This window comes from Paraburkholderia sediminicola (genome assembly GCF_046026895.1).
In the GTDB taxonomy this organism is placed as follows: Bacteria; Pseudomonadota; Gammaproteobacteria; order Burkholderiales; family Burkholderiaceae; genus Paraburkholderia; species Paraburkholderia sediminicola_C.
Genome location: NZ_JAQQEU010000023.1, coordinates 1 through 24,018 on the forward strand (window position 1 = coordinate 1; position 24,018 = coordinate 24,018).

The following is a 24,018-nucleotide window of genomic DNA, read 5'->3' on the forward strand; positions in this document are numbered from 1 at the left end:
ATCTCGTCAGGGACTTCGTCGCCGAACTTGTCTGCAACGTAGGCACGCATGGCGGCGATCAGCGGAGTGTTTCCGTAGAAGCAAAAGCCGGCCGGTGTGGATGCTGCGTAACCGCCATGGTGTAGTGCGCCAGCATTAGTGTTGACCCGGGGCAGACAGTAGTCTTCGCGTTCGATGATCGGCCCGCCCTGAGCCCAGTCCGTCGACGGCGAAAAGGCGGCGTCAACCTCGACGGCTTCTCGTGTTTGTTGTCGCAATTAACATACGCCACGCGGCAAAGGCCATCCTCCACCTTTGGGTTTGATAGGCCTTCCGCTTTGGCAACCCAGTAGTCGAGTTGCGCACCTTCCAGATCATTTGTCTTCACAGGCTCTCTCCATCGGGCACTGCCTGGCCGCTTGCTGTCGACATACCAACGCATAGCCGCGGCCAGATCATCATCTCCGAGCCACCAGGCACTCCCATCCGGGAAGGCGCCCGGCGTGCGAACGTTGAAAATGACAGGTCGGATCCAATGACGGCGTTCAACGTCGCTGGCCCGCGATGGCCACTTGATCAGGTAAGCCAACGCTTATCTTCGTTTTGCGTGCAATGTCTTCCTGTGCGACTTCTGATGATCGGGTGCAACGGTGATTTTCGTCACGCCGCCGATCGAGGGAGGATCGCTAGCTGGAAATGTGTCCTCGACCGCTTCATCGATGTTGTGTTCACTCTTTTCGCTATTCGGATGCTTCTCGGGATACTGGGTGCGCATGATGACCTCCGCTAACTGGTAGCTAGAGCGCTCTGCCCCGGACATTCGAGGCAAAGCATGATGTTATGGGCGAAACCACGCCCTGCGGCTATGCGGGGCGCGCGCAACTTCGCCGCAGGGCTTCTGTTGGAACGAAAACACGCCGAGTAAAGTCAGGGACAGACTGTGCGCGAATGCGCGCCTTACAATGGCGGTCACGAAATGGCAGGTGCACGCAGGATGTAACGTCACGTTCTCACCTGCTACCGAACAGGTCTGTACGGTAGCGGTCAAGACCGCTTACCCACTGCTTCAATCGAGCTCGTATATCATCGACCGAACGGTCCAGTCAGGATGATTTGCGGACAGTGTCTGCAGACATCACAGCGGCCAACGACAGCAGTCCGCAGATCTGAACGACCTAAGCGCCGGCCAGTTGGACCCGCTGATCGTCATGACCGCCCGGTCCACAAACAACCAGAGCCTCAGTTCTCGAGGCGTCCTCCTACTTTCCGCGCTCACGGCTGGGCGCCATCATCCGTGGCCGCCTGTGCCTCGAGCGTGCTGTCGACCATCGCCTGGGCCTCGCTAACGATGCGTGTCAGGTGATCCTCGCCGCGGAAGCTTTCCGCATAGATCTTGTAGATATCTTCGGTGCCCGACGGGCGCGCGGCGAACCAGCCGCTCTTCGTGACCACCTTGATGCCGCCAATGGCCGCGCTATTGCCAGGCGCCCGGTCGAGCACCTGCTCGATTTTTTCGCCGGCAAGTTCAGTGTGAGGAAACTGCGCGGGCGAGAGCCGTGCAAGCAGCGCGCGTTGCGGCGCCGTCGCCGCCGCCTGTACGCGACGTTCGACCGGTTCGCCCAGCCGCTGGGTCAGATCACGGAAGATCTCGGCGGGGTCCCGGCCAGTGCGAGTCGTGATTTCGGCCGCAAGCAAAGCCGGCACGATTCCGTCCTTGTCGGTACTCCACGCCGTGCCGTCAAGCCGCAGACAACTGGCGCCCGCGCTCTCTTCACCCGCGAAACCCAGAGAACCGTCGAGCAGTCCATCAACAAACCATTTGAAGCCGACCGGTACTTCGTAAAGCGTGCGGCCGAGTTTTTCGGTCACACGATCGATCATCTGGCTGCTGACGATGGTCTTGCCGACCGCCGCGTGAGCGCGCCATTGCGGTCGATTCGCGTACAGGTAGTGGACGAGCACCGCGAGATAGTGATTCGCCGGCAACAGTCCCGCGTCTCGGGTGACGATGCCATGACGATCGTGATCCGTATCGCACGCAAAGGCCACGTCGAAGCGGTCCTTCTGGTCGATCAGCATTTGCATCGCATAAGGCGACGACGGATCCATGCGAATCCGTCCATCCCAATCGACACTCATGAAGCGGAAGGTCGGATCGACCTCGTCGTTGACCACGCTGAGATTCAGGTTGTAGCGCTCGGCAATCGGCCCCCAGTAGTGCACGCCCGCTCCGCCAAGCGGGTCGACTCCCAGGCGGATCGGCGCGCCACGCACCACAGCCATATCGACGACATTGACGAGATCTCCAACGTAGGCGTTGAGGAAGTCATGCCGGTGCGTCGTCGTGGCGCGCAACGCTTTTGACAGACACATGCGCAGCACGCCATCAAGCCCACTTTCGAGTAACCCATTCGCCGCTCTTTCGATCCAACTGGTCACCGTCTCGTCGGCGGGGCCGCCGTTCGGCGGGTTGTACTTGAAACCCCCGCTTTCTGGTGGATTGTGCGACGGGGTGATGACGATGCCGTCCGCCAGACCCGCGGGCCGGCCGCGATTGTACGCGAGGATGGCGTGCGACACGGCCGGTGTGGGCGTGTATTCGCCGTTTTGCGCGATCATGACCTCGACACCATTGGCAGCGAGCACCTCCAGCGCGCTCGCGTAAGCGGGTTCAGACAGTGCATGCGTATCGATGCCGATAAAGAGCGGGCCGTCGATACCCTGCTGCTTCCGGTAGTGGCAAATGGCCTGGGTGATGGCGAGTACGTGCCACTCGTTGAAGCTGCGTGTGAACGCGGAGCCGCGATGCCCGGATGTGCCGAACGCGACCCGATGCGCCGGGATCGACGGATCTGGCTTGTCGGTGTAGTACGCCGTGACAAGCCGCGGCACATTGACCAGCATTGTATGGGGCAAGCGCTTGCCGGCGAGAGGACTGATGTTCATCGCGGTCTCCATGGGTAATCGCGAACCATGACGGCAACATCTGCAATGGCGGTAACAACGGCGCTAACGCCGGATCAACGCATAGGTCGAGCTTTCATGTCATGAGCCGTCGAGTTGCCATTCTCCGCTTCATCTTCGCTGCCGTCTTGAGCGGACTCACCACTGCGCCGGTAGCAGGATCGCGTCCGGCGATTGCGAGCGCCAGCGCCGGATTCAGACTGTCCACCATCGACGTCGGCATGAGGATGGTCGCCCCGCGCTCCTTGGTGGTTTCATAAATGATGTTCATCGCACGAAGTTGGAGCGCACCCGGCTGATTTTCATAGACGCGAGCCGCTTCGACGAAGTTCGCAGCAATGGCTGCTTCCAGTCCGACCAGGATGCCGATGATGAACCTTGACAGGACAAATTCAAGGCAACACAGACACGGTGCCTATCATTGAGATCGGAGTCGGTACGGTGCCGTACCGGCCACGCGCCGCCCCGCGGAGGTGCGGCCGCATCACGAGTCCGCGAGCGTAGAGACACTCGTAGCGTCTATCGACCCGGCACGCTAGCAGCCAAAGAGGTCGGAATCGGCCGTTTGCCGGTCGCCTGCTCGCGGCGCAAACCGCTGCCATCGCGCTTCGACATCCCGCTTTCTGGTACGAAACCGTACCGACATCGTCGGCCGTGGCGTACATCGTGTAGATGATCTTCCCTGAGTCGTATAGCGGCACGACGGGGTGGCCAAAGACGGCGGAAACAATCACCTCCGGTTTGCCCGGCCTGACTGCTGCGGTCCTCACGAATGGACACAAACATGAACCCGCTCGCGCTTTTTCTTCTCACCGCCTTCTTTTTCGCATCGATGGTTGTCTGGCAATCGTTTCGCGCTGAATTCGTTTCTGTCGCGCCACAGACAACCGGGCGGTGCAGGACCTGAATAAAGCGAGGGAAACGGAGCGGGTTAGCCCGCGTCATTCCGACGCTCTGCTTTGCTTAGAAAGAGGACCGACTTGTTTAGCACTTCGCTGGCATTTCTCTCGAACGGCTTGCTTTCCCTGTTGTGGTGGCAGACTCTGCTGGCCACGCTGGTATTGACGCATGCCACGATAGTCAGCGTGACGGTCTACCTCCGCCGCTGCCAGGCGCATCGCGCGCTTGATCTGCATCCGGCAGTGAGCCATTGTTTCCGCTTCTGGCTGTGGATGACGACGGGCATGGTGACCGGCCCGTGGGCCGCAGTCCATCGTAAGCATCACGCGAAGTGCGAGACCGATGACGACCCGCACAGTCCGCAGACCCGGGGTATCTGGAAGGTGCTGCTCGGAGGCGCTGAGCTCTATCGCGTCGAAGCGAAAAACGAAGAAACACTGCGCAGGTTCGGCCACGGCACACCGAACGACTGGATGGAACGCAACGTCTACGCGAAGTATCCGAATCTTGGCATAAGCCTGCTCATGGTGATCGATGTTGCGCTGTTCGGCATCGTCGGCATGTCGGTCTGGGCCGTCCAGATGATGTGGATTCCGTTTTGGGCAGGCGGCGTGGTTAACGGCGCCGGACATTTCTGGGGTTACCGCAATTTCGGTACTGACGATGCGAGCACGAATCTGATCCCCATCGGCGTTCTGATCGGCGGAGAGGAACTGCACAACAATCACCACGCTTATGCGACATCCGCAAAGCTGTCCAGTAAGTGGTACGAATTCGACATCGGCTGGACGTACATCTGCATCCTTTCCGCGCTTGGTCTCGCGAAAGCGAAAAAAGTGCCGTCCACACCACATCGGGTCAAAGGCAAGGTGGTGCTCGACGACGATACGCTGCAAGCCGTACTTCGCAACCACTACGAGGTCATGGCCGGCTTTGCGAGGGCGGCCGAACACGCCTGCCGTGAGGAAATCGAGCACATGGGGCACGCCAGTCGCCGCGAAAAGTACCTTCTTATGCGCGGTGCAACGATGTGGCTTCGCAACGGGCTGGAGGCCCAACGAAATCAGGATCGACGACCGTTGCCGGAAACATACGACCACAACCAGAGGCTACGTGCCTGCATGGAATTGAGGAGGGACCTGTCGGCGATGTGGGAGCGCTCCAATGCATCGCGGGAGCGGTTGCTCTCCCAGTTGCAGGACTGGTGTCGTCTTTGCGAGCAGAGCGGGATCAACGCGCTCAAGGAATTTTCGTTGAGTCTTCGACAATACGCCTGATCTGCAGTCCCCGTTCCGCCGCCGCTTACTGAGCAATGCCGGCGCAAAAGAATGACGTTGATCTATTCCGGCAAACCATGCGGCGAGCGATCGATGCGGTTGTTTTTACTGACCTGAACGCCACCGTACAGACTTACCGCACCGTCCGTGGGATCGTGCTATCTCAACCTGCGCGTTGCAGCGATCGTCCATCGCGGCAACATCAAAGCCGGTCCGCTTCGCCATTCACTCATTCCACGAGATGCGCAGTGAGCTGGTCGCGAAGACATGGCATCTCGAGGATTGGCTAGGCGTGTTCCAGCAACTCGGGCAACTGCCACGCCAACTCGATCTGCGGGAATAGCGCAAACAGGATCCGCAGTCGCTTTCCTGACATTCGCACATCGATAGCCGCGAAGGTCAGCCTTCGCTACAAGCGTATGCGTACTTTCCACCAGCAATCACGCTGTGCGAAACGAATGGGTGATGAGCACTCGTGCAATCATCTGAGACCGGTTCGACGAGGGCTAGCCGCACCCGGAATGAAAGCCGTATCGAGCGGCGCGCCCGGGTTGCCTCTGCTCAGATTCTGATACGCCACCTGAGTATTGACACCCGTACGCGTGGACAGCAGTTACTCGCCCATCACGTCGGACTGATGGGCTTTCTCGCCGTCATTCTCGTGGTTCTGCACCTCGGCTCACTCAAAAGATGGCGGCTCATGGGGTCACCTGGTCCACTCGCGGCGACATCCGAAGGACGTCGTCCGGCCTCAGAACGCCGATATGTCGGAAGAAAAGTTCCACGATGCCACGCGTAGGCACACTGGCGGAAAGCGTCGCTATTTTGATCGGGGCGAACCACCTGCACCTTGCAATTTCGTTGCTGGCTGCGGGGTCAGGTAAGGCCCCACGTCAGCGAAGAAGACATGGTGATGCGTGTTAAAGCCGTTGAACCGGAAAAGGTACATTAGCTCATCGGCGACGAGCGCGGTTTCTTCTTCCAGCTTCCCGACAAGAGGCTAAAATCCTAGCTATGCCATGAAGGCCGCGCCAGAAAACCGGCGAAGAAACAACACCAAATCTTAGTCAGAAAAATCCATAACTGAAATTTTTAGTCAGCTAAACACGATACCCCCGCGGAGTAGGCCTCCCGGCCGACGAAAAAATCCTTAACTTTAGGAATTCGAAGTCTGCTAGCCTCGCCGCTTCACTACCCCTTTGCACTCAACTCGATGGAAACCCCTTTCAATGATCGCGGCGTGTCGGTCACGCGCAATGCACTCTCGTCGGCTGGCCAGGTTTTTCCGCTGCGCGACATCGTAGGCGTGCAGGTCGTTACCGTGCAGAAGAACAAGGTCCTGCCGCTGACGATTTCGCTGCTCGGCCTCGTCGGCCTGATTGTCGGCGGGATCTTCCGCTCGCCGGTGGGCATCGTGTGCGGCGTCATGCTGATCGTGGTGGGCTGGCTCACGTGGGCGACGCAGGACATCACCCACCGTCTGATGGTGCAGACAGACAGTGGTGAACGCGAGGCGTTGATGAGCACCGATCGTGAATTCGTCGAGCGTGTGAGCGCGGCCGTGCATGAAGCGAAAGCAACGGCGCCAGCACCCGTCCCCAAAGCTTGAAGCGGCTGGCCGCCTGACGCGGCGCCGGCGCCCGGCACAGGCCTGTCCTCGTGCGCCGGCGCAGCCACCCGCACGCATCAGCATCGTTTGCGTTTACAAGATTTTGATCACAGCGAAGGCAGTTTTTTGCGTGCCGTTGATCCAGGCCCGGCTAGAGTGGTCAGGTATCAACAACGCGCGCCGTCTCAGCTGATCAGCGCTCCCATGATGCTCACACCCATCGCAACGTCCGCAAGCCCCGCGCCGCTCGCGGCTCCCGCATTGCGCATCGGCCGCCCCACGCATCGGGCCGTGCCGCTCATCATCATCGATGTCACGATACCCGGCATTTCGTCGGCCAATGGACGGCGCGCGCTGCATGCGGCGCTCGGCGACGATCTGCGTCTGTACGTCGTCACCGTCGACCGCCAGCAAGAGCGCGTGACCTTCCGCGTCGAAGTCACCTCGCGCACCCTCGAAGACGTGATCGGCGTGCTGACCACCGCGCTGGATCGCGCCACACTGGGCCGCGCCCAGACCACGGTAATCCGCCGCCCACGCGACTACTACTGACGCCGGTCGACGTTTGCGCGCACGGTCCGCTCGTCGCGTGCGCAGCCTTTACACATCTTTGCAATCACACGTGAGCGGCCATGTAGAGTCACCGCTCCTGTTATCGCGTGTTCCCTCCCGCAGGCCTGCGCAAGCATTCGCGAGCATGGGGCTTCCCCGCTCGCGCCGCCGCGGGCATGCCCGCGAAATTGCCGCGCACGCTGCCCGCCCGCGGCGCCCGCTGCAATGCCTCGCCTCGCCCGGGGACCACGCCTTTTTGCGAAGCGTGATCCTATGTCCCTGTCGCCTCCCGATGCCGCGCGCCGGCACATTCGCCCGAACTGGCGTGCGCGTCTGCATACCTGCTTGCAGGTTCATTGGCGCCGTCTCACCGCGCTAGTGCTGTTTGCAGGCGTCGCGCTCGCCGACCTGTCCGCCTGCTCCACCACCTTTCCGGTCCCCACGCCGCCCGCGCAGAATGCCGCGCTGATCAACGGCGGCAACGACGGTCTGCTGATTCCACTGCACGTGGAGCGCGCCGACCAGGATCACGCGCGCCTCGGCCTGCCGATCCTGCTCGACGGCAAGCCGCTCTACGTCGCGTTGGATACGGGCACGCAAGGAGTGCGGATTCTGAAGTCGACGCTGCCGGGTTCGAACTACGCGCCCGCCGGCGACGTGACGTCGCTGTCGTTCGCAAACGGCGCTGAAGTGGTCGGCGCGGCGGTGACGTTGCCGTTCAGCGTGGGCGGCACGAAGCCGGCGCCGATCGCCGCGCAAGCGGTCGATACGGTGCGCTGCCTGCCGACAGCAAAGCGCTGCGTCGCGATGGACGGCTACACCGGCGAATTCGGCTGGGCCTTCTCGGGCATCGCGGGCATCGGCGCCGAGCTGCCTGGCGAGAACTGCTGCACACAACCGCTGCGCGCGTTGCCGGGCAACATCGGTCAACGGTATCTGGTGCGCGCGAACGTCGCGCAGCCCTACCTCCTGCTGAGTCCGTCGAGCGAGCTGACAAAGGGCTACACGATGCTGCCGATGGCCGCGTCGAAAGACGGTGCGACGCAGTGGCCGAGAGGCTGCGTGCGCGTCGCCGACAAGATGACGTTCTGCGCGCCGCTGGTGTTCGCCACGGGCAGCTCCGGCATGATCCGCATCGAAACCGACAAAGCGCCGAACTGGACCGGCGACGACGACGTCGGCAAGACCCTCGATCAGGGCAACTACGAAGCGGCGATCGGCGTGGCATCCTGGGTACACCGCTACGAGAACGCGCAGGTCATGGTCGTGAAAGCGAAGCCGGACGCGAATCGCATCGTGGTCGGTCTGATGGCGATGCAGAACATCGACGTGCTGTTCGACTTCCAGCGTGGCCAGCTGGGTCTGCGTGCGGCGAACGCGATCGAACGCTTCGCGCCGTGATATCGCGCTCGCGATAAGAAAAGCCGTGCGGCTCTGGCAAAGAACCGCACGGCCTTGTCATTGATCAGGCGATCACGCGAAACGCCAGCGCACCCCCACCGCCGTCACTCCAGACTAAGCGGATTCACATGCCAGATATTGCGCGCATATTCGCCGATCGTGCGGTCCGACGAAAACTGCCCCATTCCCGCGACATTCTCGATCGCGCTTTCGGCCCACGCGCGTTTGTCGACGAAGCGCGCATCCACCGCCTCCTGTGCCTTCGCGAACGCGGCGAAATCGGCCAGCACCATGTAGTGATCGCCCCAGTCGACCAGCGTGTGGAAGATATCCGAGAAGCGCAGCGGTTCGTGCGGCGAAAAGAAGCCGGTGCGGATCTGGTCGAGTGCCATGCGCAGATCCGCGTTCTCTTCGTAGACGTGACGCGGCCGGTAACCGCTTGCGCGCAGGTCGTCCACTTCGTCGGCGGTATGGCCGAAGATGAAAATGTTATCGCGGCCCACCGCCTCGCGGATCTCGATGTTCGCGCCGTCCATCGTGCCGATCGTCAACGCGCCGTTGAGCGCGAGCTTCATGTTGCCGGTGCCGGACGCTTCGGTGCCGGCCATCGAAATCTGCTCCGAGAGATCGGCCGCCGGAATGATCATCTCGGCCACGCTCACGCCGTAATTCGGCACGAACACCACTTTCAGCCGATCGCCGATCAGCGGATCCTGATTGACCTTCTCGCTCACATCGCCAATCAGCCTGATGATCGTCTTCGCCATCCGGTACGCGGACGCGGCCTTGCCGGCGAACAGCACGACGCGCGGCACCCAGTCGCGCTCGGGGTTCTCGCGAATCTGGTTGTAGCGCACGATCACGTGCAGCACGTTCAGCAGTTGACGCTTGTATTCGTGAATACGCTTGACCTGCAGATCGAACAATGCATCTGGATTGAAGTGCAGTTTGGTGTGCTGCGCGAGGCGCTGCACGAGCCGCAATTTGCTTTGCCGCTTCGCGTCGCGGAACGCGTCGATAAAGCCGCTGTCGGTACGCAGATCGCGCAACTGCTCCAGCTCGAACAGATTGCTGCGCCAATGCTTGCCGATGCGCTGATCGATCAGCGACGACAGCGACGGGCTCGCTTGCGCGAGCCAGCGGCGTGGCGTGATGCCGTTGGTCACATTGGTGAAGCGGTCCGGATAGATGCGCGCGAAGTCGGCGAAGATATCGCGGGTCATCAGTTGCGAATGCAGCTTCGACACGCCGTTCACCCTGTGGCTCGCGACGATCGCGAGATACGCCATGCGCACGCGCCGCTGCCCATATTCGTCGACCAGCGAAATGCGGCGGATCATCTCGGCGTCATGCCCCGAATGCTCGCTCACATGTTTGAGAAACTGCGCGTTGATCTCGAAGATGATCTCGAGATGCCGCGGCAACAAACGCGAGAGCATCTCGACGTCCCACGTTTCGAGCGCTTCGGGCATCAGCGTGTGGTTGGTGTACGAGAAGATCTGCGTGACGTGTTTCCACGCCTTGTCCCACGGCAGATGATGAACGTCGACCAGCAGACGCATCAGCTCGGGAATCGCCAGCACGGGGTGCGTGTCGTTCAGATGCACCGCGACCTTTTCGGAGAAGCGCCCGAACGTGCTGTGCGTGCGCTGATAGCGGCGGATCAGATCCTGCATCGTCGCGGACACGAAGAAGTACTCCTGACGCAGCCGCAGCTCGCGGCCGGCGGGCGTCGAGTCGTCCGGATACAGCAGGCGCGAGACGTTCTCCGACATGTTCTTCGTATCGACCGCATTGCGGTAGTCGCCGCGATTGAACGCGCCGAGGTCGAGTTCATCGGTGGCGCGCGCCGACCACAGCCGCAGCGTGTTGGTCGCGTCCGTCGCGTAGCCGGGAATCACGGTGTCGTACGCGGTGGCGTTCACATGCTCGGTGTCGATCCAGTCGACCTGTTCGCCACGCTGCACCGTGCGCCCGCCGAAGTGGACCATGTACTTGATTTCGGGCCGTGGGAACTCCCATGGATTGCCCGCGCGCAGCCAGTAGTCCGGCGCTTCGACCTGCTCGCCGTTGACGATCTCCTGACGAAACATGCCGTATTCGTAGCGGATGCCATAGCCGAAGCCCGGAATGCCGAGCGTCGCCATGGAATCGAGAAAGCAGGCGGCCAACCGGCCGAGACCGCCATTGCCGAGCGCGGCGTCCGGCTCGATATTGATCAGCGTCTCCATATCGACGCCGAGACTCGCGAGCGCCTCCTTCATCTGATCGTGAATGCCGAGCGCCAGCAAGGCGTTCGTAAAGGTCCGGCCGATCAGGAATTCCATGGACAGGTAATAGACGCGCTTCACGTCCTGTTCGTATTGCAGGCGCGTGGTTTTCATCCAGCGCGCCACCAGCCGGTCGCGCACGGCGAGAGCCGCGGCATGCAGCCAGTCATGGGGATGCGCGGTGACAGCGTCCTTGCCGACGCCGTACATCATGCGGTTGGAAATGGAGCGCCGTAGCGCGTCGACGGTACTGTTGAGCTGGTCGAATTCCAGATCGACGGTTGTCATCGAAGCCTCCGGAGGTAAAAGCGCCGCGGCATACGCGAACCGCATGGGTGACGGACGGGAGGCGCGTGCCGTTCAGGCGGGTTAAAAAGCAGAGTAGAACATTTTACGACTGCCGCACACAGCGAGCGCGAGCCGGTACTCACGCACATGCCATGCCCGCCGCGACGCGCGGGCATCGCGGCGTTTCGCACGGACACAGTGCAAAACGCACGCAAACTGCACTGCGCGCGTGCATCGAGCGGCAAGAGTAGACACAGCGAGGCCGCAATGAAGTCGTTGCCGGCGAGATGCACAATGCGCGGCGGATAACGTCCCACACCATTATTTTTTCACCGCGTGACGTGCGGATGAAGCGGTCGAGCGCTTCAGTATGTGATCACATCGGGCCCTCGTCTGCTGAACTGTTTGTGCCGAGGGGCGTGTGACAGAGTGTGTGCGGATCTGTTCGAAGTGAGTATGCGGACTTGACAGTTAGTTGCGTTATGTCACGTTTGGTCACGGAGGCCTGCCTGCGCGGCAGCAGGATTTCTGCGTCTCTGTAACAATCACACCATTTCGCTGCGCGCTGCCCGCCTCGACGCTACACCAGAAGGCGCGCGCCTCTCACCACGCAACCCGCCGCTTGTACGCCGCGTTCCTGGACCGGCCGCCGCGCCGGCATGCCTAACCCGACGGGCCACGCCTTGTCCGACAATTCCAGCGCCGCTGCCGCGCCCACCTTCCCCGCGGACGTCCCGATGTCCGCCGCCAACCGCCGCGCGATGGCCGCAATCATGCTCGCCGTCGCGCTCGCCACGCTCGACACCGCGATCGCCAACACCGCCCTGCCCGCCATCGCCGCAGATCTGCATGCGGCGCCCGCGGCGTCGGTTTGGATCATCAACGCGTATCAACTCGCGATGGTGGCGACCCTTCTGCCGCTCGCCGCGCTCGGCGATATCGTCGGACACCGGCGCATTTACATCGGCGGCATTGCGCTGTTCACGCTGGCGTCGCTCGCGTGCTCGATGGCTTCGACACTGCCGCTGCTCGCCGCCGCGCGCGTGATGCAAGGCCTCGGCGCGAGCGCGATCATGAGCGTGAATACCGCACTGATCCGCTTTCTCTATCCGCCGCACCGGCTCGGACGCGGGCTTGGCACCAACGCGCTGGTGGTCGGCGTGTCGTTCGCGGTCGGACCGACAGTGGCCTCGCTGATCCTGTCGGTGGCCGCCTGGCCCTGGCTGTTCGCGGTCAACGTGCCGCTCGGCCTGCTCGCATTGGGCTTTGCATGGCCGGCGCTGCCGCACACCGAACGCGGCAAGCACAATTTCGATCCGGTCGCGGCGCTGCTCAACGTGATCACCTTCGCCGCGTTGATCTTCGCGCTCGGCGAGGCGGCCCAGCGCGCGTCCGCGCAACTCGTGCTGAGCGCGGCGGCGGTCGCCGTGGTGTTCGGGCTGCTGCTGATCCGCCGTGAAGCGGGCCATCCGGCGCCGATGCTGCCCGTCGATCTGTTCAAGCGGCCGGTGTTCGCGCTGTCGGCCGTGACGGCGGTGTGCTCGTTCGCCGCGCAGGGCCTCGCATTCGTGTCGCTGCCGTTTTATTTCGAGGACGTCCTGCATCGCAGCCAGGTCGAAACCGGCTTTCTGATGACGCCATGGCCGGTGGTGGTCGCGCTGGCCGCGCCGCTCGCGGGCAGCCTGTCGGACCGCTATCCGCCCGGCCTGCTCGGCGCGATCGGGCTCGCGGTGATGTCGGCGGGGATGGCGTCGCTGGCGCTGTTGCCGGTGCATCCGCACGTACTCGATATCGGCATCCGGATGGCGATTTGCGGCGCGGGCTTTGGCTTTTTCCAGTCGCCGAATCTGAAGGCGCTGATGGCGAGCGCGCCGCCCGAACGCAGCGGCGGAGCAAGCGGTATTGTCGCGACTGCGCGGCTGCTCGGCCAGACCACCGGCGCGGCGCTGGTTGCGTTGAGCTTCGGGATTGCCGGCCGCCATGGTCCGACGCTCGCGCTCGGCACGGGCGCATTCTTTGCCGGAGCGGCGAGTCTCGCGAGCGGACTGCGCCTGCTGGCGCCTTCGCATCGCGCGGGTGGGCACGTGAAGGCGTCGGCGAAATGAAAAAAAACGGGCGCGCTGTGTTGTCAGCGCGCCCGCTTTGTCACTCGACCCCATCGGTCAACGCGCCGCGAAATACCCCTTCACAGCGGCGATGAACGTATCGATGTCCTCACGCGACACGTCTTTATGCGTGACGAAGCGCGACGCGTAGAGCATCTGCGTGAGAATGCCGCGTTCTTTGAGCCACGCTTCGAGCGGCGCGCAATCCTGCTGCGGAAACTGCGCGAACACCATGTTCGTGGCGACAGACTGAACCTTGACCTGCGCGATCGCTTCGAGACCCGCCGCCAGATGCGCGGCGTTCGCGTGGTCGTCGGCGAGGCGCTCGACGTTGTGATCCAGCGCGTACAGGCAGGCCGCCGCCAGCACACCGGCCTGGCGCATGCCGCCGCCCAGCACCTTGCGCCAGCGGTGCGCCACGTCGATCAGCGCCTGGCTGCCGACCAGCACCGAGCCCACCGGCGCGCCCAGCCCCTTCGAAAAGCAGATCGACACGGAATCGAACGGCTCGCATAGCGCCGCGACCGGCTTGCCCGACGCGACCGCCGCGTTGTAAACGCGCGCGCCGTCGAGGTGCGTCGACAGGCCGCGCTGACGCGCGAGCTGCACCGCCTCGGCGACATATCCGGCCGGCAGCACCTTGCCGCCGATGGTGTTTTCCAGGGCCAGCAGGCGTGTGCGCGCGAAGTGGTTGTCGATGGGCTTGATCGCGGCGGCGATCTTGTCCAGCGGGATGGAGCCGTCGGCCGCATTTTCGAGCGGCTGCGGCTGGATGCTGCCGAGCACCGCCGCGCCGCCGCCTTCGTACTTATAGGTGTGCGCAAGCTGGCCGACGATGTACTCGTCGCCGCGTGCGCAGTGCGCCATCAGGGCCGCGAGGTTGCTTTGCGTGCCGCTCGGGAAGAAGAGGCCCGCTTCCTTGCCGGTGCGCTCGGCGACGGCGGCTTGCAGACGCAGCACGGTGGGGTCGTCGCCCCAGACGTCGTCGCCCACTTCGGCGGCCGACATGGCCGCGAGCATCGGCGGAGTCGGACGGGTTACGGTATCGCTGCGCAAATCGATCATTGTGTGTACCTGTATGTCCTTGTGCGTCTGTGAATGACAGCCTGTGAGTGCCGGCCGGCGCGATGCTGCTTGCACTGACGGAGGGATGCCGCCTCGCCGGCTGAGTTACGCATTGTGCTTTTTGGTTTATGTTTTGTCATTGGTGCAATGCAACACGCGGACACGCAATGCGTGACGCGTCCGTGTGTCTCGGACCAGATTTCCGGGCCGGGTCCTTCGTGGTGCGCAAGCGGGTTATCCGGATTCGAAAACTGATCGAGAATCGTGCCGCGGCCTTCGCGCTGCATTTCCCCGGCAATATTACCGGCGCACTCATACCGCCGCGCGCGGGAGTCAGCACGAGTTCGGCGCCGTATACGGTCATGCTGCGGCGCCGCTCGATCGACACGTCCTCCGGCATGACCGGCAGCATCCGATAGCCTCTGAGCGGGGCGACCATGGCGAGCGCAATGCCGGTGTTGCCGGTGTTGCCGCTGGTGGCCTCGATCAACACGTTCGCCTAGGTTTGATTCGTCCTCGACGCTCGGCGCCGAGGATCATCGCTTGTGCCGCGCGATCCTTGACCGAACCTGCGGGATTGGAGCCTTCGAGCTTGCCAAGGATCACATTGCTGCGCGCGCGAATTGTCTCGCCCGGAAGCCTTACCAGTTGGACCAGCGGAGTCTTGCCAATCGTGGAGTCGATCGTTTCGTAAGTCATATCCCGGATGAGGAGAAATGTTGACGAGCGGGGTGTGAAGAGCACAGCCGGCCGGTGACAGGTTGAAGACGTGCGTCGTGCAAACGCGTTGTTACCATGGGAGGAAGCGGAATCAATTATATGTCATCTTGTGACATATAATTGATGGCCATGTGAATTGCGAGGCAAGGCGCGGCGCGCATGAATACGGCCTGGCTGCGGACGACGTGATCTGTTGAGTTGAGCGCTTGCCGCATCGGTGCGAATCGAGCCGTGGTGTGAACGTGCGGCCACCGGGCCGCGCGAAGCGTGACCGCGTGACCCGACGTGCGGTCGGGACCCGCGGCATCCGGATCAGGAAGCCGCGGGTTCAAGGGGACAAGGAAAATACGTCCGGCGCGTTGATGTCATTCGACCGGCGGCTCCCCTTCGCCGGATTTCTTCACCGGCCGGTTCTGGCTATCGGGTCGCTGCGGCATTTGCTTCGTTCGTTGTCGCTGTGTTTTGACAGGCATGTAAGCGCGATGATGGCAGCGATGACCCAAGGCGACCCGGAACCGGTGGACGCCGAGTGCGTTCGCGCGCATTACGCGCGCACGCTGTGGCATTGGGCCGATGCGCTCGAGGCCCATCTCGACGAGGCCCAGCGGACACTCGGCGTCAACGCGGAGAAAATCATCCGGGCGTACCGTCTTTATCTGGCGGGATCGGCTATGGGTTTCGAGCGAGGGTGGACCTCGTTATTCCAGATTCTGGCGTCGCGCCCGGCCGACATGGCTGAACAACGTGATCACGCAACGGGCCGCCTGAGCTTCGCGCAACGCGACTATCCGTTCAATCGCGGGGACGTGTATACGCAAAGTTCAACCGCCGAGCCAACGGACAGCGCACGCGCGATGAGTTGACCTCAATCGCCCGCTGTACTGCGAGCGTTGTGTGTTCTCATAGCCGGCCCGGCTAAAGCTGTTCGACCGAGCGCGCAGTCTCGCCGGCGCCCGGAGTTTCCGCGGCCGTTTCCGGCCCCATGGTCACCAGTACGCTGCAACTGACCCGGTCCAGCAGCAGGCCATCGTTCCTGCCGCCCCACCAGCGGGCCAGCCTGCTCTCACGACGGTGCCCTACGACGATCAGATCGACCTTCAGATCGCTCGCGAACGACGAAATCTCCTCCAACGGATCGCCGATGGCGAAATGCCCGCGCGCCCAGATTCCGCGCGCAGCGAGTTTTTTCAAGCCTTCGTCGAGCAAACTTCTGGCGGAGTCGGTGACGAGATCGACCGGGATTGCCGAGATGATGTCGGCCCCTTGCACCCAGGCTGAATCGTTGAGCACGCACAGCACATGCACTTCCGCCTTGAGATCCTGCGCCAGACAGGCGCCGTCCTTCAACGCGTGCTGCCCTTCACGTGTTCCGTCATAGCAGAGAAGAATGCGGTTATAAGTCGACATCTCATGTCTCCCTGACTTCGCTTCGCGGCACCGCAATAATGCGCTTCGCAATGCACAGTGCCTCGCCCGGAGCCAAACGCAGCATCGCCGCCGAGCCAGCACATCGTCAATTCATTATATGTCGCCCGGTGATACATATAGCACTCAACTGCGCTGCCCCGCGCTTGTCTTTTGAGGCGACTGAAGAACATGAGCCGCGCCATATGCGGCTGGCAATTTCGAATTGGCGCCAGGCCGCGTGTCGGAGCCGGCCCGGTCAAATTTCTGCCCGTACAAATTAGATCATAGCGCGACATATACTGACCGGTAAGCGATGGAGTTTCGCGCGGGAGGATCAAATGGTTATCGCCAACGACTTCGAAATCAGTTATCAGCTGGCGGCCTTTGCGTTGTTCGGCGTCATTCTGATCGGCGGTCTGCTCGATACGCTGCACCTCCAGAAGCTGAATCCGCGGCTGGATGGGCGCGACGCTCGGCGCGCTGCTGGGCTTGGCGTTGATCGAAGCGGTGCCGCTCTTCACCTGAGGATGCATTGATGGTGGCCGCAGGTTCGGCGTAGAAGTCGCTCGCTCGCCGCGTAGCGGCACAGTGGATGACCGGAATAACGCACGCCGCGAGCATGACCACCCTACGCCGTTGCGAAAGCTGCCGTTGCATCACTCGATCCTCTGCCGAATCCGGTCAATCGCGACGGGCAGTTCAACATGCTCGATGACGCCACGGTCTTCGAGACGCTTGCCGATCAAGCCCAACAGATATTGCGCAAGGTCCCGGAGCATCACGACATCTGGCGATGCCGTCGATTGAAAAGTAACGAGCATGACCACTCCTTTGGAAGAGCGCGTGACAAGCCACTCGTCGGTCGGATTCCTATGCTTATCGAGCGGCGCGATGACTCACGCGTCATCGCCTTTTTCCTCGCCCCGCCGACGTTAATTTTATATCACAACGTGATTAAATGAAAAACGAAGCGCCCATCTGGCCGTTTGCGGCAAGCGTCGGCGGACTCGACTTCAGCGAGGAGACAAGTGGCGGGATCGCAGCCCGGCGCTTGCGCACTGCAACAGCCCATTCAAGGCGTTTTATATCATATTGAAATATAATCACGACCACAGTGATTCCGCGTTACCAGGGTTTCCCCGCTAATGTCGGTCCCCGCATAATCGACTACTGCCCTTCTATCTTGTCCCGCTCCATTGCCCTTCGCTGGCTTGCCAGCTTTATTCCAGCACCGGTTACCGTGAAATGGCAGGAGCGCGCGCGCTCGTGTCTTGGTGCGCTACTGGGAATCGCCTTCACTGGCGGCTCGATGTTTCTGCTGCCCGGGCCGGCGGCGAACATTCCGCTCCTGGTCGCGCCAATGGGCGCTTCCGCCGTGCTGCTGTTTGCCGTGCCCGCGAGCCCGCTAGCGCAACCGTGGTCGATCATCGGCGGCAATCTCGTGTCGGCGACGATCGGCGTGACCTGTGCCAGCGCAATCGCCGATCCGACTCTCGCGGCCGCGTTGGCAGTCGCGCTATCCATCTGCGGAATGTTCACGCTGCGCTGCGTTCATCCACCCTCGGGTGCGGTGGCATTGACCGCGGTGCTGGGCGGACCCGCCATCCATGCGCTGGGCTACCGGTTCGTGCTGGAGCCGATTGCGATCCAGTCGGCCGCGCTGCTTGCCGCGGCGCTCGCCTATCACGCCGCCACCGGTCACCGCTACCCGCACAGCGGGCGCATGAGCCGCGGCACAACCTGTGATGCCGCCGACGATGCGTCGCGCGCAGGCTTTACGCGCGCGGACCTCGAAGCCGTTCTGAAGCGTCGCAGCGAAATGCTGGACATCGACCCGGACGACCTCGAATCGCTGCTGCGCGAAACACAGCTTCAGGCCTTCTCGCGCAGCTTCAACGAACTGAGTTGCGCGGACATCATGTCCCGCCACGTGATTTCGGTCTCCGCGACCACGCGTGCGACGGTTGCCTGGGGCCTGCTCAAGCGCAACCAGGTGAAGGCACTCCCCGTCACGGATGCCGACCGGAATCTGATCGGCATCGTGACGCGGGCCGACCTCGTCGATAAGCGGGTTTTCGGCCAGTTCCTGCCCTTCGCCACTCGCCTCGACGGCTGGCTTCGCGGCGATGCGCTGTGCACGCCGACGGTCGGCAGCGTGATGAACACCGAGGTTTGCACCACCAGCGCCACGGCGCCGATCACCGACCTCGTGCCACTCTTCGCACATCACGGCCACCACCATATTCCGGTGCTCGACGCATCCGGGCATCTTATCGGCATGATTACGCAGGTGGACCTGATCGCCGGTCTCTACCGGCAGACCGTGCTCAAAGCGCAAGAGGCAGCATAGCGACACCCGCACCGCCTGCCCGGCGAGATGAAAAATACATCATCATGTGATATATTGATCGTTTATTCGCGTTGGCAGGTACCTAATGAAAGTACGGACTCGCGGACTGAACAAAGCCGACTTCGAGCAACTATCGGAGTTCCGCTACCAGATGCGGCGCTTCGAACGGTTCTCCGAACAGGCCGCGCAGAGCGAAGGCATTACGCCGTTGCAGTATCTGCTGCTGCTGCACATCAAGGGATATCCCGAGCGCGACTGGGCCACCGTCGGCGAGCTGGCGGAGCGGCTTCAGTCCCAGCACCACGGCGTCGTCGCGCTGGTGTCGCGCTGCGAAGCGCTGAGTCTCGTGCGCCGCCAGGTCAGCGAAACCGATCGCCGCCAGGTGGAAGTCCACCTCGAAAAGGCCGGCGAGCGAGTGCTCGCGAGGCTGGCGGAACTGCACCGCGCCGAATTGAAATCGCTCGAGGGCGCTTTCCAGATTCCACAGATCGACTTCGACTAACCATGAGCATGAATTCTCATAAGCGTGATTTTTCGGCCAACGCCAAGCTGCCCGGCATTTTTGCGCTAGCGGCATGCATCGGCGGGTCTTCGACTCCGCCAGTTTGCCCGCGTCGATATCGACCTGCTTGGCGGTGACGACGATCGCCGCGATCTGGGGATCGGTGGGACCGCCGCCCTGTGCGTAGCCGGTGAAGCTGGCGAGCGTCAGTACCCCGAACAACGCAACGTTGATCCATTTCATGAGATGTCTCCCGCTTTATCGTGGTCGCGTGCATGGCCGCGCCGACGCAGTCCAGATCCGATACAACCGTGGATATGGACTTAGATGTCACCGGGAAGAACCCTGTTTCCACTCGCGACGTGGGCTCGGGCAGGTTCGTGGAGATTCGTATGCATGGCGGCGGATGCGGCCGTGCGCTACGGACCCGGGTAGCGGACGCTATTTGCGTTGACCGGATGCCCGCAGGGCCAAGCACATTCATTCGCAGCGTGCCGGAGAGAACCGGCACGCGAGAAGTTTCACGGACGGCTTAGCCGCCCGTCTTCGGCAGCCATGCGAGCGGGTCGACCGGCTGGCCGTTCTGACGCACCTCGAACTGGATCGAAGCCACGCCTCGGCTATCCACCCCGACCTCGCCGATGGTTTGCCCTTGCGCGACCGCGTCGCCTTCCTTCACGAGCAGCGTGCTGTTCTGGCCGTAAGCGGTAATCAGCGAGTCGTCGTGCTTGATGATGATGAGCGGACCATACGCTTCGATACCGGAGCCCGCGTAGACGACGCGGCCGGTTGCCGCGGCCTTGACCGGATCGCCCGGACGGCCGCCGATCACGATGCCGTTCGACTTGCCGGGCGCGAACGCTTTCAGGACCGGTCCGCGCAACGGCCATTGCAGCACGCCCTGCTGCGGGCCGGCGGCTGCCGTCGGCGCAGCGGGCGCCGCGCCTGACGCGCCCGGCGCGACGGCGACCGGCGGCGTCACCACGCTGCCGGAGGCCATCGGCGGAGAGACGCGCAGCACCTGCCCGGGGTTGACGGGCGAGTTGACCGCGAGGCCGTTCCACGCGGCGAGCTCCTGCGGCTTGCGGCCATACGCGGACGCAATGCCGCCGAGCGTGTCGCCCGGATTGACCCGATAGAAACCGGCGGGAACCGGGACCGTGCCGAGGGTGGTCGGGGCAGCCGGCGCATTGCTGTAGAACGGCGTGCTCTCCCAAGGCATCGTCGTGCAGCCACTGAACAGCGCGCCGAGCGCGGCGGCCGTCAGGAGCCGCGTCCCCGTCAATTGCCATCGTTTTGTCATTGGATTGTCCTCGACACTTGTTTCAATCGGATTCACTCGATGCCCAAGCATTCGCCGTGCCACCGGTCTCGCGACCGTCGTCACGGACGCGGTCGCGGCAATGGCGTTCCCCATTATGCCGCCACCCGTGCGGGCAATCGACGTCGGCCCGGCATCCAAGCTGGCGCAGCCGCTCAGACGCTGCCCTGCGCTTCGACCACCAGAATGCGCGCCGCGCCGATCGGATGAGCCACGTGCTCGGTGCCCACTGAAGCGTAGAACACATCCCCCGTTTCAAGAATCGCCGACCGTTCGACGCCGTCCTCGCGATAGCGCATTTCGACACGGCCATCGAGGACCGCGAACACCTTCCTCGCCGTCGTTGACATGCCACTTGTACGGCTGATCGGTCCAATGCAAACGCGTGGTGATGCCGCCCATGTTGGCGATATCGAGCGCGCCCCACGGACGCGTCGCGGTAAAGGTCTTGCTGCGAATGATCTTCATGGTGAAAGGCAGTTGGGACACACAGAGCCGCCGGGCCATTTGCATCACGCACGGGGCCCGCGCAAGCGGGCGCGCCCGGCATTCCGGCTGGCCCCATTATAGGTCTGACGGGCCACGCGCCTTCCGCTAACGGGCAGCAGGAGGGCAACAGGATTGATTTGCGTGACGATTGAAACCTTTGAGGCCTCGCCTCCTCGCCTATACTCAGGCATGTTGCGTGGAACATAGCGTCCGAAAGCGCGTCCGAAAACGCTGGATCCTGCGAGGAGTTGGGCATGAACAAAGCCACCTTTCTGGCCGTGCAACTCAACGTCGACGACGTTGCGGCGTCGCCCGGTCTGGTCGAGTTGCTGAACACGCACCTCGTTTTCGCCGCCGACGTGGCCGAGGCCGCCGACGCGCTCGTGCAGCTGGCCAGCATCGCGGCGCTGTCGAGCGGTGTCGAGGCGAGCGTCGAGATTCCCGCGCTGGCGATCGAGCGGCTGCGCGAAGCGCTGGACAATCTGAGCGGCTACGACGAATCCTGGCTGCTGGCGCTCGAACCGAGCCGCGCGCTCTTCGATGACATCGGCCGGCGGCACCGCACGCTGCACTAGCCATTGCGCATGCGGATTACCGAGGCAACGTAGCCGTAAACGACAAAACGCCACCGGTGGACACTGGATGGCGTTTTTTCTTGCTCGCCGCCTCGTCAGTCAGGCGGCGCTTTCAGTGGCTTCGGCGGGACTTAGTTGCCGAAGTAGACCGAGTTACGGTCGTTACCGGTGATCGGACGGCCCGCTTGCGAGCTGCCGGCGATCGGTGCGCCGTAGCCGCTGTTCACGGCTTGAGCGGTGCTGTTTTGAGCGTCGACACGCGCTTGCGCAGCCTGAAGATTCGCCGGGTAATCGACGTGCTCGCCCGCCGGGTTATAGCCGGCCTTTTCCAGCTGGACCAGTTCAGCGCGCACTTGAGCGCGGGTCACCGGCTGATTCGATTGAGCAAACGAAGCGACCGGAGCAACCAGGGCGGCGGCGACGACAACTGCAGAGATCAGGGTCTTCATGATGTAAACCTCCATAACTTGTTTTGTAGTGCGCTTGGGCTTGTTCTCCCGTAGCGCTTAATCACAAGTTTAGGAGCGTCGACGTCTAGGGTAAACACTTAAAGCAACGAAACTCTATTCCGATTTTTGCAATAGTCGACCCCGCAATTAAATCGGCAGGTCAACTGAAAAGCATAATTCAGCAACAATTGCCACACTGGCTTTTAAACAGCGGGACGACCCGGCAAGCCTTGTACGAAGCGCGTGGCGGGCCGTCACTCAAACGCTCAGCTCCAGTTTGCGTGGAAGCTGCCCGGCTGGTCGGTGCGCTCGAACGTATGCGCACCAAAGAAGTCGCGCTGCGCCTGGACGAGGTTCGCTGGCAGCCGTTCCGAGCGATACGCGTCGAAATACGCGACCGCCGACGCGAAAGCCGGCACCGGCACGCCCACGTTGATCGCGGCCACCACGACCTCGCGCAGCGAGGCCTGATAGTTCTTCGCGATGTCGCGGAAGTACGGATCGAGCAGCAGGTTCGCGATCGCTTTGTCCTTCGTGTAGGCGTCCGTGATCTTCTGCAGGAAGCGGGCGCGGATGATACAGCCGGCGCGGAAAATCTTCGCGATCGTGCCGAAATCCAGATCCCACTTGTACTCTTGCGACGCGGCGCGCAGCTGCGCGAAGCCTTGCGCGTACGAGATCACCTTGCTGAAGTACAACGCGCGGCGCACCGATTCGATGAACGCGGCGCGCCCCTCGCCGAGCGGCTTGGCCTGCGGGCCTTCGAGCACCTTGCTCGCGGCTACGCGCTGGTCCTTCAGCGACGAAAGCACCCTGGCGAACACGGCTTCGGTGATCAGCGGCAGCGGTGCGCCGAGATCGAGCGCGTTCTGGCTGGTCCACTTGCCCGTGCCCTTCTGCGCGGCACGGTCGAGAATCACGTCGACCAGATCCTTGCCTGTTTCCTCGTCCTTCTTGCCGAAGATCTTCGAGGTGATTTCGATCAGATAGCTGTCGAGCTCGCCCTGATTCCACTCGGTGTAGACCTTGCCCAGTTCTTCGTTCGACAGCCCGGCGACCTGCTTGAGCACGGCGTAGCTTTCCGCGATCAGCTGCATGTCGCCGTATTCGATGCCGTTGTGCACCATCTTCACGAAGTGGCCCGCGCCGTCCGGACCCATGTACGCGACGCACGGCTCGCCGTCCGGTGCCTTGGCGGCGATTTCGGTAAGAATCGGGGCGACGAGGTCATAGGCGTCGCGCGGGCCGCCGGGCATGATCGACGGGCCTTTCAATGCGCCCTCTTCACCACCCGACACGCCCGTGCCGATGAAATGCAGGCCAGCCTTCGCCAGTTCCTGATTGCGGCGGATCGTATCGGTGAAATGCGTGTTGCCGCCGTCGATCAGAATGTCGCCCTTGTCCAGCAGCGGTTTGAGCTCCGCGATGGTGGCGTCGGTCGGCTCGCCGGCCTTGACCATCAGCAGGATGCGGCGCGGCTTTTCCAGCGACTCCACGAATTCTTCCAGCGTGAAGGCCGGCACCAGCTTCCGGTCCGGATATTCGGCGACGAGTTCGTCGGTTTTCGCGCGGCTTCGGTTGTACACCGACACCGCGTGGCCGCGGCTCTCGATGTTGAGCGCCAGATTGCGGCCCATGACCGCCAGCCCCACCACGCCGATTGCCTGTTTGCCCATGTGAATTCTCCAGAGTCCAAAAAAGTCGTGACGCCGCGCCGGAAGGAACGTCGGCGGGACGTCGAGGGTGAAAGAATAAAAGAAATGCGCGCTTGCCGCTCGCTGGCCAGCATCGGGCG

19 protein-coding genes and 5 pseudogenes are annotated in these 24,018 nt (G+C 62.6%); 10 read left to right on the top strand and 14 right to left on the bottom strand.

Translation table 11 applies throughout. The features are described 5' to 3' along the window. The 4 genes and pseudogenes from PQR02_RS17730 to PQR02_RS17745 form a co-directional block, all read right to left on the bottom strand. The coding region (locus tag PQR02_RS17730) for a phage protein NinX family protein (RefSeq protein WP_408233402.1) at positions 1–257 on the bottom strand (257 nt) is incomplete at its 3' end. Positions 258–571: 314 nt separating this feature from the next. Continuing rightward, the gene (locus PQR02_RS17735; protein WP_408233405.1) at positions 572–754 is read right to left on the bottom strand and encodes a hypothetical protein; all 183 of its coding nucleotides are present in this window, start codon (positions 752–754) and stop codon (positions 572–574) included. 497 nt (positions 755–1,251) lie between these two features. After that, positions 1,252–2,925 carry a phosphoglucomutase (alpha-D-glucose-1,6-bisphosphate-dependent) gene (gene pgm / locus PQR02_RS17740; protein ID WP_408233408.1) on the bottom strand — a complete coding sequence of 558 codons (1,674 nt, stop codon included), beginning with the start codon at positions 2,923–2,925 and terminating at the stop codon, positions 1,252–1,254. A 94-nt stretch (positions 2,926–3,019) separates the two neighbouring features. Next, positions 3,020–3,307 (bottom strand): annotated as a pseudogene (locus tag PQR02_RS17745) (hypothetical protein); the annotation flags it as partial. A gap of 616 nt (positions 3,308–3,923) precedes the next feature. Between PQR02_RS17745 and PQR02_RS17750 the strand changes: the two are divergent. The 4 genes from PQR02_RS17750 to PQR02_RS17765 all read left to right on the top strand — a co-directional run bounded on the left by PQR02_RS17750 (position 3,924) and on the right by PQR02_RS17765 (position 8,682). Next, entirely contained in the window at positions 3,924–5,120 is a 1,197-nt protein-coding gene (locus tag PQR02_RS17750; RefSeq protein WP_408233411.1) for a DesA family fatty acid desaturase, read from the top strand. 1,213 nt (positions 5,121–6,333) lie between these two features. Continuing rightward, on the top strand, positions 6,334–6,729 hold the full coding sequence (locus tag PQR02_RS17755) for a DUF6232 family protein (RefSeq protein ID WP_408233414.1): 396 nt from the start codon (positions 6,334–6,336) through the stop codon (positions 6,727–6,729). Positions 6,730–6,933: 204 nt separating this feature from the next. Continuing rightward, positions 6,934–7,281, top strand: a complete 348-nt coding sequence (locus PQR02_RS17760) for a hypothetical protein (protein ID WP_408233417.1) — start codon at positions 6,934–6,936, stop codon at positions 7,279–7,281. 273 nt (positions 7,282–7,554) lie between these two features. Then, positions 7,555–8,682, top strand: coding sequence for a hypothetical protein (locus PQR02_RS17765; protein WP_408233420.1), 1,128 nt, complete (start codon positions 7,555–7,557; stop codon positions 8,680–8,682). Between the two features lie 104 nt (positions 8,683–8,786). Here PQR02_RS17765 and PQR02_RS17770 read toward each other — a convergent pair whose 3' ends face one another. Continuing rightward, positions 8,787–11,240 carry a glycogen/starch/alpha-glucan phosphorylase gene (locus tag PQR02_RS17770; protein WP_408233423.1) on the bottom strand — a complete coding sequence of 818 codons (2,454 nt, stop codon included), beginning with the start codon at positions 11,238–11,240 and terminating at the stop codon, positions 8,787–8,789. Between the two features lie 737 nt (positions 11,241–11,977). Here PQR02_RS17770 and PQR02_RS17775 point away from each other — a divergent pair. Continuing rightward, entirely contained in the window at positions 11,978–13,345 is a 1,368-nt protein-coding gene (locus PQR02_RS17775; protein WP_408233426.1) for an MFS transporter, read from the top strand. Between the two features lie 57 nt (positions 13,346–13,402). On the opposite strand, the gene ltaE is transcribed toward PQR02_RS17775, so the two are convergent. After that, on the bottom strand, positions 13,403–14,410 hold the full coding sequence (ltaE, locus tag PQR02_RS17780; RefSeq protein ID WP_408233429.1) for a low-specificity L-threonine aldolase: 1,008 nt from the start codon (positions 14,408–14,410) through the stop codon (positions 13,403–13,405). A gap of 155 nt (positions 14,411–14,565) precedes the next feature. Next, positions 14,566–15,109 (bottom strand): annotated as a pseudogene (locus tag PQR02_RS17785) (pyridoxal-phosphate dependent enzyme); the annotation flags it as partial. Between the two features lie 506 nt (positions 15,110–15,615). Here PQR02_RS17785 and PQR02_RS17790 point away from each other — a divergent pair. Further along, positions 15,616–15,993: a class I SAM-dependent methyltransferase gene (locus PQR02_RS17790; RefSeq protein WP_408233432.1), complete on the top strand. Its 378-nt coding sequence runs from the start codon at positions 15,616–15,618 to the stop codon at positions 15,991–15,993. Between the two features lie 52 nt (positions 15,994–16,045). Here PQR02_RS17790 and PQR02_RS17795 read toward each other — a convergent pair whose 3' ends face one another. Then, a complete protein-coding gene (locus tag PQR02_RS17795) occupies positions 16,046–16,537 on the bottom strand; it encodes a universal stress protein (protein ID WP_408233435.1) in 492 nt (163 codons plus the stop codon). A gap of 338 nt (positions 16,538–16,875) precedes the next feature. On the opposite strand from PQR02_RS17795, the gene PQR02_RS17800 reads away from it, so the two are divergent. Beyond that, a complete protein-coding gene (locus PQR02_RS17800; protein ID WP_408233438.1) occupies positions 16,876–17,073 on the top strand; it encodes a hypothetical protein in 198 nt (65 codons plus the stop codon). 126 nt (positions 17,074–17,199) lie between these two features. On the opposite strand, the pseudogene PQR02_RS17805 reads toward PQR02_RS17800, so the two are convergent. Further along, a pseudogene (locus PQR02_RS17805) lies at positions 17,200–17,358 on the bottom strand (DUF1840 family protein); the annotation flags it as partial. Positions 17,359–17,720: 362 nt separating this feature from the next. On the opposite strand from PQR02_RS17805, the gene PQR02_RS17810 reads away from it, so the two are divergent. Continuing rightward, positions 17,721–18,887, top strand: a complete 1,167-nt coding sequence (locus PQR02_RS17810; RefSeq protein WP_408233440.1) for an HPP family protein — start codon at positions 17,721–17,723, stop codon at positions 18,885–18,887. 85 nt (positions 18,888–18,972) lie between these two features. Continuing rightward, entirely contained in the window at positions 18,973–19,389 is a 417-nt protein-coding gene (locus tag PQR02_RS17815) for a MarR family winged helix-turn-helix transcriptional regulator (RefSeq protein ID WP_408233675.1), read from the top strand. Between the two features lie 81 nt (positions 19,390–19,470). Here the strand turns inward: PQR02_RS17815 and PQR02_RS41030 are convergent. The 3 genes and pseudogenes from PQR02_RS41030 to PQR02_RS17825 form a co-directional block, all read right to left on the bottom strand. Then, positions 19,471–19,632 (bottom strand): annotated as a pseudogene (locus tag PQR02_RS41030) (DUF4142 domain-containing protein); the annotation flags it as partial. A gap of 289 nt (positions 19,633–19,921) precedes the next feature. Then, a complete protein-coding gene (locus PQR02_RS17820; protein ID WP_408233443.1) occupies positions 19,922–20,692 on the bottom strand; it encodes a peptidoglycan DD-metalloendopeptidase family protein in 771 nt (256 codons plus the stop codon). 173 nt (positions 20,693–20,865) lie between these two features. Then, positions 20,866–21,178, bottom strand: a pseudogene (locus PQR02_RS17825) (cupin domain-containing protein). Positions 21,179–21,453: 275 nt separating this feature from the next. Between PQR02_RS17825 and PQR02_RS17830 the strand changes: the two are divergent. After that, positions 21,454–21,774 carry a hypothetical protein gene (locus PQR02_RS17830; protein ID WP_408233446.1) on the top strand — a complete coding sequence of 107 codons (321 nt, stop codon included), beginning with the start codon at positions 21,454–21,456 and terminating at the stop codon, positions 21,772–21,774. Positions 21,775–21,905: 131 nt separating this feature from the next. Here the strand turns inward: PQR02_RS17830 and PQR02_RS17835 are convergent, their stop codons facing one another. Together PQR02_RS17835 and gnd are read right to left on the bottom strand one after the other, a co-directional pair. After that, positions 21,906–22,223, bottom strand: a complete 318-nt coding sequence (locus PQR02_RS17835; RefSeq protein ID WP_408233449.1) for a DUF4148 domain-containing protein — start codon at positions 22,221–22,223, stop codon at positions 21,906–21,908. Positions 22,224–22,489: 266 nt separating this feature from the next. Further along, positions 22,490–23,899 (bottom strand): NADP-dependent phosphogluconate dehydrogenase, encoded by a 1,410-nt coding sequence (gnd, locus tag PQR02_RS17840; protein WP_408233452.1) that lies wholly within the window; start codon positions 23,897–23,899, stop codon positions 22,490–22,492. Between the last annotated feature and the right edge of the window lie 119 nt (positions 23,900–24,018).